The organism is Cupriavidus sp. L7L, from assembly GCF_004353535.1.
Lineage (GTDB): Bacteria > Pseudomonadota > Gammaproteobacteria > Burkholderiales > Burkholderiaceae > Cupriavidus > Cupriavidus oxalaticus_A.
Window position 1 is genome coordinate 364,453 of the sequence record NZ_SMNY01000010.1, and the last position, 13,613, is coordinate 378,065.

The 13,613-nt window shown below is 67.9% G+C and carries 11 protein-coding genes; 3 read left to right on the forward strand and 8 right to left on the reverse strand.

What is annotated here, in order from left to right:
* Positions 1 to 72: 72 nt before the first annotated feature.
* The 3 genes from E1J61_RS13365 to E1J61_RS13375 all read right to left on the reverse strand — a co-directional run bounded on the left by E1J61_RS13365 (position 73) and on the right by E1J61_RS13375 (position 4,210).
* On the reverse strand, positions 73 to 1,494 hold the full coding sequence (locus E1J61_RS13365) for an aldehyde dehydrogenase family protein (RefSeq protein ID WP_133094529.1): 1,422 nt from the start codon (positions 1,492 to 1,494) through the stop codon (positions 73 to 75).
* Positions 1,495 to 1,553: 59 nt separating this feature from the next.
* Positions 1,554 to 2,462 carry a TauD/TfdA family dioxygenase gene (locus E1J61_RS13370; RefSeq protein WP_133094530.1) on the reverse strand — a complete coding sequence of 303 codons (909 nt, stop codon included), beginning with the start codon at positions 2,460 to 2,462 and terminating at the stop codon, positions 1,554 to 1,556.
* A 71-nt stretch (positions 2,463 to 2,533) separates the two neighbouring features.
* A complete protein-coding gene (locus tag E1J61_RS13375) occupies positions 2,534 to 4,210 on the reverse strand; it encodes a GMC family oxidoreductase (protein ID WP_133094531.1) in 1,677 nt (558 codons plus the stop codon).
* A 185-nt stretch (positions 4,211 to 4,395) separates the two neighbouring features.
* Between E1J61_RS13375 and E1J61_RS13380 the strand changes: the two genes are divergently transcribed.
* The gene (locus E1J61_RS13380) at positions 4,396 to 5,106 is read left to right on the forward strand and encodes a GntR family transcriptional regulator (protein ID WP_133094532.1); all 711 of its coding nucleotides are present in this window, start codon (positions 4,396 to 4,398) and stop codon (positions 5,104 to 5,106) included.
* 598 nt (positions 5,107 to 5,704) lie between these two features.
* On the opposite strand, the gene E1J61_RS13390 is transcribed toward E1J61_RS13380, so the two are convergent.
* The 4 genes from E1J61_RS13390 to E1J61_RS13405 form a co-directional block, all read right to left on the reverse strand.
* The gene (locus tag E1J61_RS13390; RefSeq protein WP_133094533.1) at positions 5,705 to 6,229 is read right to left on the reverse strand and encodes a host attachment protein; all 525 of its coding nucleotides are present in this window, start codon (positions 6,227 to 6,229) and stop codon (positions 5,705 to 5,707) included.
* A 166-nt stretch (positions 6,230 to 6,395) separates the two neighbouring features.
* Positions 6,396 to 7,316: an arginase gene (gene rocF, locus E1J61_RS13395; protein ID WP_133094534.1), complete on the reverse strand. Its 921-nt coding sequence runs from the start codon at positions 7,314 to 7,316 to the stop codon at positions 6,396 to 6,398.
* Between the two features lie 56 nt (positions 7,317 to 7,372).
* Positions 7,373 to 8,932 (reverse strand): sulfatase-like hydrolase/transferase, encoded by a 1,560-nt coding sequence (locus E1J61_RS13400; RefSeq protein WP_133094535.1) that lies wholly within the window; start codon positions 8,930 to 8,932, stop codon positions 7,373 to 7,375.
* Between the two features lie 19 nt (positions 8,933 to 8,951).
* Positions 8,952 to 9,929, reverse strand: a complete 978-nt coding sequence (locus tag E1J61_RS13405) for a Bug family tripartite tricarboxylate transporter substrate binding protein (protein ID WP_133094536.1) — start codon at positions 9,927 to 9,929, stop codon at positions 8,952 to 8,954.
* Between the two features lie 104 nt (positions 9,930 to 10,033).
* Here E1J61_RS13405 and E1J61_RS13410 point away from each other — a divergent pair, with 104 nt between their 5' ends.
* Together E1J61_RS13410 and E1J61_RS13415 are read left to right on the forward strand one after the other, a co-directional pair.
* On the forward strand, positions 10,034 to 10,585 hold the full coding sequence (locus E1J61_RS13410; RefSeq protein WP_133094537.1) for a MarR family winged helix-turn-helix transcriptional regulator: 552 nt from the start codon (positions 10,034 to 10,036) through the stop codon (positions 10,583 to 10,585).
* Between the two features lie 87 nt (positions 10,586 to 10,672).
* Positions 10,673 to 12,154 carry a sorbosone dehydrogenase family protein gene (locus tag E1J61_RS13415; RefSeq protein ID WP_133094538.1) on the forward strand — a complete coding sequence of 494 codons (1,482 nt, stop codon included), beginning with the start codon at positions 10,673 to 10,675 and terminating at the stop codon, positions 12,152 to 12,154.
* Positions 12,155 to 12,232: 78 nt separating this feature from the next.
* Here the strand turns inward: E1J61_RS13415 and E1J61_RS13420 are convergent, their stop codons facing one another.
* Entirely contained in the window at positions 12,233 to 13,576 is a 1,344-nt protein-coding gene (locus E1J61_RS13420) for a nucleobase:cation symporter-2 family protein (protein WP_133094539.1), read from the reverse strand.
* Between the last annotated feature and the right edge of the window lie 37 nt (positions 13,577 to 13,613).

A 13,613-nucleotide genomic window follows, 5' to 3' on the forward strand; every position in this document is an offset into this window, starting at 1 on the left:
GTACCTTTGGCAACAAGGCGGAAAAGCCCGGCCCGGCAGCTCAAGCGCTGCCGGGCCGGGCCATTACGGCGGTCAGCCGGTGACGGTCTTGGTTTCGAGATACTCGGCGATGCCTTCCGGACCGAACTCGCGACCGTTGCCCGAGGCCTTGTAGCCGCCGAACGGCACCGAGATGTCCATCGACGCGCCATTGATGCGCACGCTGCCGGCCCGCAGGCGCGCGGCCAGCTTGCGGGTGCGCTCGGGGTTGGACGACGCGATGTACGCCGCCAGGCCGAACTCCGTATCGTTGGCGATGGCCACGGCGTCGTCCTCGGTGTCGTAAGGCAGTATGCACAAGACCGGCCCGAAGATCTCCTCGCGCGCAATGGTCATGTCATTGCGCACGTCGGCAAAGACGGTCGGGCGGGCATAGAACCCTTGCGCCAGCCCCTCGGGACGGCCCGGGCCGCCGGCGGCCACGCGCGCGCCTTCCTCGATGCCGACGCCGATCAGCCGCTGCACCTTCTCGTACTGTGCGCGGTTGGAGAGCGGTCCCATTTTGGTCTGCGCATCGGCGGGGTCGCCCACCGTGACCGCGTTGGCCACCACCGCGGCAATCTGCACCGCCTGTTCATACTGCGCGCGCGGCACCAGCATGCGGGTCGGCGCGATGCAGGTCTGCCCGGAATTCAGCATCACGTGGGCGACGCCGCTGGTCACGGCGGCCTGCAAATCGGCATCGTCCAGGATCACCAGCGGCGACTTGCCGCCCAGTTCCTGCGTCACGCGCTTGACCGTCGGCGCGGCGCTGATCGCCACCTCGACGCCGGCGCGCGTCGAGCCGGTGATCGAGACCATGTCGACATCGCGGTGCGACGACAGCGCCGTGCCGACCACGCGGCCTTCGCCAAAGACCATGTTGAACACACCCGGCGGCGTGCCGGCGGCATCCATGATCTCGGCAAAGATCTGCGCGTCGAGGGGCGCGATTTCCGATGGCTTGAGTACCACGGTACAGCCCGCCGCCAGCGCCGGCGCCACCTTGGCGGCGATCTGGTTCAGCGGCCAGTTCCATGGCGTGATCAGCGCCGCCACGCCGATGGCCTCGCGCAACAGGTAGCTCTTGCCGCGCTGGCTTTCGAATTCGAACTCGCGCAGCGCCTGCACCGTGGCCTGCAGTTGCGCCAGGCCGATCGCGGCCTGCAGGTTGGTGGCGATGGTGATTGGCGCGCCGATCTCCTGCCGCACCGCCTGCGCCAGGTCGCCCAGGCGCGCCTGGTACGCGGCCATGATGCGCTCGAGCAGGGCGATGCGGTCCTCTCGGGTGGATGCCGACCACGCCGGCAAGGCGGCGCGCGCGGCAGCTACCGCGTGGTCCACGTCGGCAGCCGTGCCCATGGCGATCCTGCCCGCCACCGACTCGGTGGCCGGATCGATGAGATCGGCCTGGGTCGCGCCCGGCGCGGGTTGCACCCACTGGCCGTTGATATAGAACTTGTCGACGAGTTTCATCGGGTTTGCCTCGCAGGTCGATGGGAAAATCGATGGGGTAATCGATGGGGAGGGGCCGCTCATGCCGGACGGTCGCCGATGATGGTGGCGCGGTTCATGTGGCGCACGGCGGGGAAGTAGTCCTGCACCGCGTAGTGCTGCGTGGAGCGGTTGTCCCACAGGGCGATGGTGTCGGGCTGCCAGCGCAGGCGCACCTGGTATTCGGGCGCCGCCGCCTGGCGGTACAGGTATTGCAGCAGGTCCAGCTCGGCGGGGCGATAGTCCGAGCCGATGCGGTAGGCCTGTTCCTTGACAAAGTTGGCGAAGTGCGTGGTGAAGGCCTCGTTGACGAAGAGGATCTTCTCGCCGGTTTCCGGATGGGTGCGCACCACCGGATGCACCATCGGCGGGTACTTGGCGCGCATTTCCGCATACTTTTCCTCGGACAGCGCGGCGCCAAAGGTGGGCATCGCGTCATGGACCGCCTTCAGGTTGGCAATGCGCGCCTTCACGTCCTCGGGCAGCTTCTCATAGGCCGCGGCCATGTTGATCCAGATGGTGTCGCCGCCCACCTCGGGGCAGGTAATACAGCGCAGCATCGACCCCATCGAGGGAATCTCGCGCCAGGACACATCGGAGTGGTACAGGTTCTCGCGCCCGCGCTTTTCGCCGTCGCGGCCGAACACCACCAGCTCGGGATGCTCGGGATGGTTGGTGAACATCGGATGCACTTCGAGTTCGCCGAAGCGGCGCGCGACGGCCACGTGCTGCGCCGGCGTGATCGCCTGCTTGCGGAAGAACAGCACCTTGTGCGTCAGCAGCGCGGCGCGCAGCGCGAGGTAGGTGCCGTCATCCAGGGCTTCGCGGAAATCGATGCCTTCGACTTCGGCGCCAATGGCAGGCGTGCAGCGGCGCACGGTGAACGGCCAGGAGGCCGGGTCTTGGGCGCGGAACGCTTCCGGGCTGAGGGTCAGGGCGGTGGCTTGCATGCGTTGTCTCCTTTGTGATGGCTGTTGCGGATGCAGTTCGCCGCCCGGACCAGCCAGGCGGCGAGGGGTTTTCAGCGGGCCGAGGCCTTGATCAGGTCCGCAGCCTTTTCGCCGATCATGATCGTCGGCGCGTTGGTATTGCCGCCGACCAGCGTCGGCATCACCGAGGCATCGGCAACGCGCAGCCCGTCGATGCCGCGCACGCGCAACTCGGGATCGACGACCGCCATGTCGTCGATCCCCATCCTGCAGGTGCCGACCGGGTGGTAGACGGTGTCCGCGTGCGTGCGGATGAAATGGCGGATGGCCTCTTCGTTGCTGTTGTCCGGGCCGAAATCGTCGGTCAGCAGCTCACGGCCCCCGTATTGCGCCAGCGCCGGCTGGGCGAAGATGCGGCGGATGGCGCGCACGCCGGCCACCATGCCGGCCATGTCCTCCTGCGCCGACAGGAAGCGTGGGTCGATCAGCGGCGCGTCGCGCATGTCCGCGCTGCGCAGGCGCACGTGGCCGCGGCTCTTCGGGCGCAGCACGCAGGCATGGCACGAATAGCCGTGGCCGAGCTTGCTGCGCTTGTCCATGTTGCGGTTGCCGACCAGCGCGACCACGAACACCAGTTGCACATCAGGGATGGAAAGCTCGGGACGGCTGCGGAAAAACGCGCCGGCCTCGGCAAAGTTGGACGTGACCATGCCGGTGCGGTGGCGCCGGTAGCGCATGACCTCGCCCGCCATGCGCAGCAGCCCGCCTGCGGTCTGCCCGAACAGGTCGGTCGAATGCAGTTGCTTGTTGACGATGATGTCGAGGTGGTCCTGCAGGTTTTCGCCCACGCCGGGCAGGTCGTGGACCACGTCGATGCCAAGGCCGCGCAGTTGTGCCGCCGGGCCGACGCCCGAAGCCATCAGCAACTGCGGCGAGTTGAAGGCACCCGTGCTGAGCACGATCTCGCGCCGCGCGCGCAGCACCTGCTTCTCGCCGTTGCGCACGATCTCCACGCCGGTGGCGCGCCGGCCCTCGAACAGGATCCGCAGCGCCTGCGCGTCGGTCAACACCGACAGGCCGCTGCGGCCGCCGTTGAAGGCCTTGTCCGCGGCATCGCCGCGATGCAGGTAGGCGCGCGCCGTGTTCCAGCGCTCGCCGTTGCGCTGCGTTACCTGGTACAGGCCGGCACCTTCCTGCGTTAGTCCGTTGAAATCGGCATTGGGCGCCATGCCGGCCTGCAGCGACGCTTCGACAAAGCGCCGCGAGAACGGATTGGGCGAGCGCAGGTCGCTGACATGCAGCGGACCGTCGCTGCCGTGCAGCGGATCGCTGGCCAGCCTGGCGTTGTGCTCACTGCGGCGGAAGTAGGGCAGCACGTCGTCGAAGCCCCAGCCCTTGCAACCCAGAGCTGCCCATTCATCGTAGTCATTGCGATGGCCGCGCACGTAGAGCATGCCGTTGATCGAAGAGCTGCCGCCCAGCCCGCGCCCTCGCGGCTGGTAAGAGCGCCGGCCGTTCAGCCCGGCCTGTGGTTCGGTGTAGTACGCATAGTTGCGCGGCCCGGCCTTGGGAACGGTGTGGGCAAAGCCGATGGGCGCCCAGACCGAGTAGTGGTGGTCATGCGGTCCTGCCTCGAGCAGCGCCACGGTTGCGCCACGGTCTTCGGCCAGCCTTGCGGCCACGGCGCAGCCCGCCGAACCCGCCCCGATCACGATGTAGTCAAAGTCCGCCGTCGCGCGCGCGGCGCCTGGTGTTGCGTGGGTGTGCAATTGCGTGTCTCCTGAGTCGCCGGCATGCAAGGTGGGTTGGGGAATGTCGGGGGCGCTGGCATGCGCTGGCGATGCGATACTGCCATTACCTGTTATAACAGGTCAACGAGTTTACGGCCTGCCCTGTTATGATAGGTATAATCCCTGATCCCCCGCATCGGAGCCGCCGCCAGGCGGAACACAACGTGGCGCTGCCAAGATTCAAGGAAATCGAGAACGAGATCCGGGAGCGGATCGTCCGCAACCAGCTGGGTCCGGGCGCAAAGCTGCCGTCGGAGGCCGAGCTGATGACGGAATTCGCCGTAAGCCGGATCACCGTGCGCCAGGCGTTGTCTGGCCTGCACAATGCCGGGCTGATCGAAAAGGTCAACGGCAAGGGCAGCTTCGTCACGCGCCCGGCCGACACGCCAAGCCTCGGTGCGCTGACCGGTTTCTACGAGACCGCCCGTGCGCGCGGCCAGCTGGCGTACGGCAAGCTCGCCTCGGTCAAGCTGGTCCGCGCGCCGGCGTTCGTGACCAGCGTGCTCGACCTGGAACCCGCGGAGAAAGTGTTGAGCGTGTCGACCGTGCGCTTCTGGGACGATGCGCCGGTGGCGTATTTCACGCTGCTCGGGCGCGAGCCGCTGATGCGGCGGCTGGTGCAGGAAGACCTGGAGACCAATGACGCCATGTCGGTGCTTGAGAGTCGGCTCGGCTACCGCTTCAAGGAGTCGACGATGGAGGCGAGCGCGGTAGCCGCGCCGGCCGAAGTGGCCAGGCGGCTGGGCGTCGCCGAGGGCGAGCCGCTGTTGCGGCTGCGTTGCACGCCGTACGACATCAACGGCACGCCGCTGCTCTGCGCCGAACTGGTGTTCCGGCCGGACCGCTACGCGTACAAATGGACGCTCAGGCGCTAGGTTCGTTTTTCTGTAAACGCTGAACTAAACCACCGGGGGCGCGCGGTAAGTTTTACGCGCGCCGCGCACTTCTTACTGCAGCAAGCCCGCAGTGTTGTCCTTTCCCGCCGTTGGTCCGGCAACGGCAGCCCATTGCCGGCATCGCTGCGGACTACTGGTACGTCAGTTGCGTGATGACGCAGCGGAGCGGCGATTTCTGCGCGCTCGCCGGCCGGTCCTGCATCGATGCAAGGCCCGGTCGCAACCTGCAAGACGGAGGACCACATGAAAACGACGCTACGCATTGGCACTGCATTACTCGCCGCGCTGGGTATCCTGGCTGGATGCACTGCCACCGGCAGCACCAGCGGATCAGGATCGTTGTCGGGTTCCGGCTCGGTGTCTGAGCAGCAACGCAGCCGCAGCGGCTATGGCTCGCCGAGTTCCAGCACTTCCACCGGCACGTCCGGCGCAACCAGCACCACCAGCCCTGCCGGCACCTCCAGCGGCTCCAGCGGCGCGACCAGCGGCTCGGGCACGGCGCGCTGACACGCCCGCACATCTCTCGCGGCCGCCCGCAAGCATATGGGCGGCCGCCTTTCTTTCGAGCCTGCCGTCGTCAGCGATCCCTTCCTGTATTCACGCGCTCGTCACGGCGCGCGGGCACCACGCCCTCGTCGGCCAGTCGTTGCTGCAGGTCGTTGTTGGGCACGTGGATAAAGTCCTTGTCGATTTCGCGCGTCACCACGTCGGCGACGGCAGCAGGCAGGGTCTTGCGCAGCAGCCCCAGGAAGCGCGGCGCCGCGATCAGCACGAGTTCTTCATAGCGCTGCTTGTTGCGTGCGTCCGCCAGGAAATCCGCGACCCGATGCGCAAACAGCTGCGCTTCCTGGTGCAGTTCGTCCTCGCCCGCGGACGACGTAACCGTGGACGGGCCGACCTGGTGTGCGCCGGGATGACCGGCATCGCCCTGCGAGGCGGCGTGGCCACGCCGGCCGTAGGCATCGCGGCGCAGGTCGGCGCGGTCGGCGTGCGCGGCGGCATCGGTAATTTCTTCGACCACCGCCAGCGGGGCGGCGTCTGCATGCGAGGCAAAGACGCGGGCGACGGATTCGTCCGCCACCAGGATCCAGATGTTCTTCATGATCGCTCCGGTTGCCGGCCCGAATGGTGGGCCTGATTACCGGTGTTGCAAGGGGTACGCCACCGGCCGGCGGCGCGCGGCTGCGCCGGTTCGCGCGCCTCGCGGGCGCCCGGGTGCCGCATGCGGCATGGCATTGCAGTATCGACAGGCACGCCGTGCAACTTTTTCAGGCGGGCGGCGGACGCCACAGCGTCGATTTCCCGAACAGGCTTTCCACCAGGTCCACGGCCAGTTGGCCGGTCTGGTTGCGCACGTCGCAGGCCGGGTTCAGCTCCATCACGTCGAGCGATGCCAGGCGGCCGGTATCGGCGATCATTTCCATGCAGAGCTGGGTTTCGCGGTAGGTCGGTCCGCCCGGCACGGTGGTGCCCACGCCAGGCGCAATCACGCAGTCGAGAAAATCGACGTCGAAGCTGACGTGCAGGTGCGTCTGCGCGTCGATGCCGGCCAGCGCCTGTTGCATGGTGTAGCGCATGCCGTTCTCGTCGATGTAGCGCATGTCGTACACCGCCAGCTGCAGTTCGTGCAGGCGATGCTTCTCCTCTGCATCGACGCTGCGGATGCCGATCTGCCGGATCGCGCTGCGCTCCACCGCCGGCGCCGGCCCGGCCAGCGTGGTCAGCGGCGCGGGGCCGTGCCCGCACAGGCAGGCCACCGGCATGCCGTGCATGTTGCCGGTGGGCGTGGTGGTGCCGATATTGGCGTCGGCGTGCGCATCGAGCCACAGCACCATCAGGGTCTTGCCGGTGTCGCGGCAATATCGCGCCGCGGCGCTGATCGAGCCGATCGCCAGGCAATGGTCGCCGCCCATCAGCAGCGGCAGCCGGCCTGCCTGCAGCGTGCCGAGGCAGGCGTCATAGACGGCGCGGTTCCACGCCACGACTTCGTCGAGGTGGCGCATGCCGTCCTGCGGCGGCTGCCACGGATTGGCGGGGCCGCCCAGGTTGCCGGCGTCCTCGACCAGCAGGTTGTTGCGTGCCAGCGCCTGCGCCAGGCCGGCGACGCGCAGCGCCTCGGGGCCCATCGAGCAGCCGCGCGTGCCGGCCCCGACGTCGGTGGGGGCGCCAATCAGCGTGACAGGTTTCATGGCGGGTGCGGTGAGTGCGGACGCCCCTGGGTTTGCAGGTTCCGTACCCGCCGCGTTCACCACACGCCGAAGAATACGCCGGCCTGCTTGTACACGTTGGTTTTGGCCGCGACTTCCTCGTTGGTCACGGTCACGCGCGGCTTGAGCGTGCAGAACCAGTCCAGCAGCCGCAGCCGCATGGCGTTGCGCACGGCGTCATGGCCGGGGTCGGCGCCCAGGTCGAAGTACTCGTCCGGATCGCTTTCCAGGTCGAACAGCTGTGGCCGGAAGCCTTGCCAGTGGACGTATTTCCAGCGCGCGTCGCGCACCATCCAGGCGCGGCATTCGCCCGGGTGGCGGCCGAGCGCGACCCGTGCGCCGCGGTAGGCGTAGTCGAGTTCGGAAACGACGAAATCACGCCATGGCCCCGCATCGCGCGAGCGGGTCAGGTCCAGCAGCGAGCGGCCTTCGATGCGATGGCCGGCCGGAGGCAGTCCCAGCGCGTCGAGCACCGTCGGCACCACGTCGACCGCCGACACCATGTCCTGCGGCGCGCTGCCGCGGGTGGCATCGGCCTCGGGCGAGGGGTCGTAGACGATCAGCGGCACGTTCTGCACGGTGTCGTAGAACTGCTCCTTCTCGCCCAGCCAGTGGTCGCCGAGGAAGTCGCCATGGTCGGCGGTAAAGACAATGAGCGTGTCCTGCCAGCGGCCAAGGCGTTCCAGCTGGTCCCACAGCAGGCCGAGGCGGTCGTCGATCTGCTGGATCAGGCCCTGGTAGGCGGGACGCACCGTATCCGACACTTCCTGGCGCATGAAGTTGGCGCATTCCTCCTGCGTGCGGTACGCCGACAGCACCGGATGCGGGTCTTCCAGCTCTGCGGCGTGGCGGCGCAGCCGCAGGCAGTCGTCGAGCTTGTAGGCGGCGTGATAGGGTGCGGGCGCGAGGTAGGGCCAGTGCGGCTTGACCAGCGACAGGTGCAGCACCCACGGCTCGTCGCCGCGCGCGCCGATGTACTGCATGGCCTGGTCGACGGTGTACGCCGTCTCGGAATGCGGCTCGGCCACACGCGCGGGCAGGCCCGCGTTGCGCATGTGCCAGCCGGAAACGATCTCGCCTTGCGCGTTCTCGGCGCTGATGACGTAGTCGGTCCACGGGTCGGCGCTGTCGTAGCCTTGCCGCCGCAGCCAGTCGGCATAGGCGCCGCGCGGCTCGGCATGATGGCCGTCGTGGCGGTCGACCTCGGTGAAATGGCCGCTGCGCAGCAGCGTCTCCAGCTCGGTACCGCCGTCCAGGTGCAGGCGCCTGAGGTTGGCGTTGTCGGGCATGACGTGGGTCTTGCCCGCCAGCGCCAGCGCGCGGCCGCTGTCCTTCAGGTACTCGCCCAGCGTGATTTCGCCCACCGGCAGCGGTACGCGGTTCCAGGTGGCGCCGTGGCTGCTGACATAGCGGCCGGTGTAGAAGCTCATGCGGCTGGGGCCGCAGACGCCGGAGGTGACGAAGGCGCTGTCGAAACGCACGCCGCGCGCGGCCAGCGCGTCGATATTGCGCGTGCGCAGCGTGGGGTGCCCGTAGCAGCCCAGGTGGTCGCGGCGCAACTGGTCGCACATGATGAACAGGGTATTGCGGATCGGCATGGTGGCTCGCTGCGGCTTGTCAGTCGCCGGTATAGCCGGAGGCCTTCACCACCGGCGCCCACCTGGCGGCGTCTGCCTTCAGCACGCCGGCAAACGCGTCGGCCGTGCCGGTGGCCGGTTCGAGCCCCAGCTTCAGGAACTTGTCGCGCAAGTCGGGCGACTGCACCGCCTTGACGATGGCGGCGTTGAGCTTGTCCAGCACCGGCCGCGGCGTGCCGGCGGGCGCCAGCACGCCGTAGCGGCCTTCGCCCTCGATGCCCTTGTAGCCCAGTTCGGTGAAGGTCGGCACATCAGGCAGCGCCACCGAGCGCTGCGTGCCGGAAGTGGCGAGCACGCGCACCTTGCCGGCGCGGTGCATCTCGGTCAGGTCGGCCAGCGTATCGACCGAGGCCGGCACCTGCCCGCCCACCAGCGCGCTCATCAGCGGCGCCGATCCGTTGAACGGCACGTGCAGCATCTCCACGCCGACCTGCTTGCCGATCATCAGCCCGAAGAAATGCGGGATGCTGCCCAGCGCCGGCGAGGCGTAGGAGTTGTTCTGCGGGCCCGCCTTGAGCCATGCTACGTAGTCCTTGAGCGAGCGCGCCGGGCTGCCCGGGCCGGTGGCCAGTGCCAGCTGGAAGTTGGCGGCCTGCGCCACCGGGACAAAGTCGCGCTGGATGTCGTAGTTGAGCTTGCGGTAGACCAGCGGCGCGATCGTCATCACGGCCGAATTGGCCACCACCAGCGTATGGCCGTCGGCAGGCTGCGTGCGGGCATAGTCCATCACCAGCCGGCCGCCTGCGCCCGGCTTGTTCTCCACCACCACGTTCTGGTTCAGGGTCTCGCGCAGCTTGTCGCCGACCAGGCGCGCGGCCAGGTCGGCGGTGCCGCCGGCGGGGTAGCCGACGAGGATGCGCAGCGGGCGCTCCGACTGCGCGCCGGCGGGCAGCGCCCAGGCGGCGGCAATGGCCGCCAGGCAGGCGGCAAGGCGGGGAAGGCAATTGCGGGGGCTCACGGTGTCTCCTCGGTCCGGATCGTCGTTTGGTATTCGTTTGGTATGGGTGGCACGCTAACACCCGTCGATATAATTGACAAAGTCAACTAATTTGCGGGTGTGGCATGGCACACGACGACGGCGGCGGCCGGCTGCAGCGGCCCAGGCGGCTGGGCGATTTCATCAACTACCGGGTCTATCACCTGAACCGCGTGGCGCTGGGGGCGGCGGGGCTTCATCTGCGCGCCACGGCCGGCGTGACACGGCGCGAATGGCGCATGATTGCCTTCCTGGGCGAGCAGCCGGGTACCCGGCTGACCGAACTGGCGCAAAGTGCCGGCCTGGACAAGGTGCTTGCCAGCCGGGCCGTGCACGCGCTGGCCGAGCGCGGCCTGGTGCGGCGCGAGGCGCGTGCGCAGGACCGGCGCGCCGCCGCGTTCACGCTGACGGAAGAGGGCGAAGCGGTCTACCGCCGCGCCTTTGCCCAGGCGCGCGCCTTTAACCGCGAGCTGGCAGCATGCCTGAGCGCCGAGGAAGCGCGCGTGCTGTCGCGCTGCCTGGACAAGCTGCAGGCGCGGGCCGAGGCGATGATGGCAGAGGCGCAGGCCTTGCCGCAGCCGGAAGACGCGGCGCCGGCATGGGATCCGCTGCAGGTGTGGCGGGGCGACAGGGGGTGATAGGGGGTAAGGGGTAGGGCTGGCTACGTTGCCCGCCATGGAGCGGTTCTTGCGTTGTATCTGGCGCCGGGGTGGCAGGAGCGCATCATGACAGTCTCAATACGATCTTCGCTGTGCCAATGGTTCCTTGCCTGCTGCCTGGGTCTGGTGGCATGCGGTGGCGGCGACGGGGGCAGTTCCGGCAACGCCGGCGGTAGCGGTGGCAGCGGGCCGGGCGGCCCGGGGACGCTGTCGTTGACGGTAACCGGCCTGCCGTCCGGCACTCCGGCTTTGGTTACGGTGACTGGCCCGGGGCAATACCGCCAGGCCGTCGCCCAGTCGACTACCTTGTCCAATCTTGCCACCGGCACCTACACCGTCAGCGCCGCCGACGTGCTCGCCGGCACCAGCCAGTATCAGCCGCAGCCACCAGCCCAGTCGGTGACCGTCGGCGCTGGCGCGGGCGCCACGGCTAACGTCGTCTATGGCTCGCCACAGCCGGTGCGCCTGTCGCTGACGCAAGTGGCCGGCGGCCTGGCCGAGCCGATCTTTCTCACCGCGCCCGCGGGCGACGCGCGTTTGTTCATCGTGGAGCGCGCCGGGCGCATCCGCGTCGTGCGCAACGGCACGCTGCTGGGCACGCCCTTCCTTAATATCGATGCGCTGACCACCACCGACGGCGAGCGCGGCCTGCTGTCGATGGCGTTCGATCCCGGCTATGCCAGCAACGGCCGCTTCTACGTCTACTACACCGATAACAACGGCGCCATCACCATTGCGCGCTACCAGGTGTCGGCGGGCAATCCCGACGTTGCGGACACCGCAGGCACGATATTGCTGTCGATCCCGCACAGCAACTTCCAGAACCACAACGGCGGCCAGCTGGCGTTCGGCACGGACGGCATGCTCTATGTCGGCACCGGCGATGGCGGTGGTGGCGGAGATCCGTCAGGCAATGCGCAGAACCTCGGCGTGCTGCTCGGCAAAGTGCTGCGCATCGATGTCAGCGGCGCATCGGGGCAGCCTTATGGCGTTCCCTCCGGCAACCCGTTTGCCGGCCAGAGCGGCAGGCGTGGCGAGATCTGGGCATACGGACTGCGCAATCCGTGGCGGTTCTCGTTCGATGCCGGTCTGCTGTATATCGCCGATGTCGGCCAGGGCCAGCGCGAGGAAGTCGACGTCGCGGCGGCCACCAGCGCCGGGCTGAACTACGGCTGGAACCGCATGGAGGGCACCGCGTGCGTGGGCGCCGCCACCTGCGATACGGCCGGACTGACGCTGCCGGTGTTCGAGTATGGCCATGAAGCCGGCGCCTGCGCCATCGTCGGCGGCTATGTGTACCGGGGCAATGCGCTGGCTGCGCTGCAAGGCCGCTATTTCTACTCGGACCTGTGCACGGGCAAGCTGTTGAGCTTTGTGTACCGCGACGGTGGCGCAGCCGAGCAGGTCGACTGGAATGTCACCATCCCCGGTAGCGTCTATTCCTTTGGCGTGGATGCCGGGCAGGCGCTGTATGTGCTGTCGGACACAGGAACTTCGGCGGCCAGTGGTGCGGTGTATCGGGTCGATGCGACCGTTGGCGGGCAGTAAGCCGCCCCTGGTCACACGGGTGGCCGGATCCGTGCCATACACGAATCCGGCCCGACCGCGTCTGCGCAGCGGTTGCGTTCAGGCCAGTTCGCCGGAAGGTTGCGCCCCTTCGTCGTGCTGCGCCTCCTCAGCATGTTCAGCCTTGCCGCCCGGCAGCACCAGGTTCAGCGTCACCGCCACCAGCGATCCAACCGAGATCCCCGAGCCGAATACTTCCTGCACAAACAGCGGCAGCCTGGACAGCAGCTCCGGGCGGAAGGTCACCGCCAGGCCGCAGCCGATCGACACGGCCACGATCAGCGTATTGCGCTGCGTGAACTCGATCCGGCTCAGCATGTTGATGCCGCCCGAGACGATCATCGCGAACATCATCAGGCCGGCGCCGCCGAGCACCGGCTGCGGAATCGTCACCACCAGTGCGCCCAGCACCGGAAACAGCCCGGCCAGCAGCAGCATCACGCCGGTCAGCGCCACCACGTGGCGGCTGGCAACGCCGGTCAGCGACACCACGCCGACGTTCTGCGCGAACGTGGACAGCGGCGGGCTCGAAATCAGTGCGGCAAAGGCGGAACCGAAGCCGTCGCACAGGATGCCGCGCGACAGCTTGTTGCCCGTGATCGGCGTCTGTGTGGCCGAGCCGAGCGCCATGAAGGTGCCGGTGGATTCCACCGTCGTCACCAGGTAGGCAATCGCCATTGCAACGATGCCCGACACCGGGAACGTCAACCCGAAGTGCAGCGGCTGCGGCAGCGCCAGCACCGGCGCATTTCGCATCTGCGTGAAATCGACCAGCCCCAGCGCCAGGCACAGCAGGTAGCCGCCCAGGATGCCGATCACGATGGCAGAGGCCGAGATCATGCCCTTGCCCCACTGCACCATCGCGATCACCAGCGCCAGCACGAAGGCCGCAATCGCCAGGTTGCCGACCGCGCCATACTGCGGGCTGCCGCGGCCACCGGCGGCCCAGTCCACCGCAACCGGGATCAGCGAAAGGCCGATCATGGTGACGACCACACTGGTGACGGTATGGGGAAACAGCTTGCGGATGGTCGGCATGAAATGGCTGCCGACGATCATCAGCAGCGAGCCGGCCAGGGCCGAGCCCAGGATGCCGGCCACGCCGTGCTCGGCGCCAACGCTGATGGCAGCACCGACGAAGGAAAAGCTGGTGCCCATCACGCACGGCAGGCGGATGCCGACCGGCCCGACGCCCTTGCATTGAATAATGGTTACGACGCCCGAGCCGATCAGCGCGGCATTCACCAGCGCAATGATTTCCGCGGTCGGCAGCTTTAATGCCCCGCCGATCACCAGCGGCACCGCGATAATGCCGCCGAGGGCGGCAAGCAAATGCTGAAGCGCCAGCAGCACGGTAGTAATGCGCGGCGGACGGTCTTCCACCTTGAACAGCAAAGGTGCCATTCACGTCTCCTGTTTGTGCGGGTGGATGTTTCCACCT